This is a genomic window from Mycobacterium simiae (assembly GCF_008370645.1).
Classification (GTDB): domain Bacteria; phylum Actinomycetota; class Actinomycetes; order Mycobacteriales; family Mycobacteriaceae; genus Mycobacterium; species Mycobacterium simiae_A.
This window is the reverse complement of record NZ_VTZN01000653.1, coordinates 1-255: the sequence shown is the minus strand read 5'-3', so window position 1 is coordinate 255 and position 255 is coordinate 1. Positions and strand designations below refer to the sequence as shown.

The following is a 255-nucleotide window of genomic DNA, read 5'->3' as shown; positions in this document are numbered from 1 at the left end:
AACATACATCGTCGTCTCCGACGGGCCGTATTGATTGATCAGCAGCCGCCCGGGCACCCGACACCGGTCCACCAGGTCGGCGGGGCACGCTTCACCACCAAGCACCACCGCATTGAGCGGCGGCTGGGGTCCGTGCTCAGGTTGTACCCTCAACAATGCGTCAAAAGCGGTGGGAGTTTGAATCATCACATTGGCGCGTTCAGCCACCAGCAGTTGATGGAACTCTGTTGGGGAGCGGGTCACCGCTTCGGGGAT

The 255-nt window shown here is 61.2% G+C and carries 1 protein-coding gene; it reads right to left on the bottom strand.

Features of this window, described 5'->3' with window-relative positions; translation table 11 throughout:
* The coding region (locus F0Q45_RS27265) for an AMP-binding protein (protein WP_188113228.1) at positions 1-255 on the bottom strand (255 nt) is incomplete at both ends.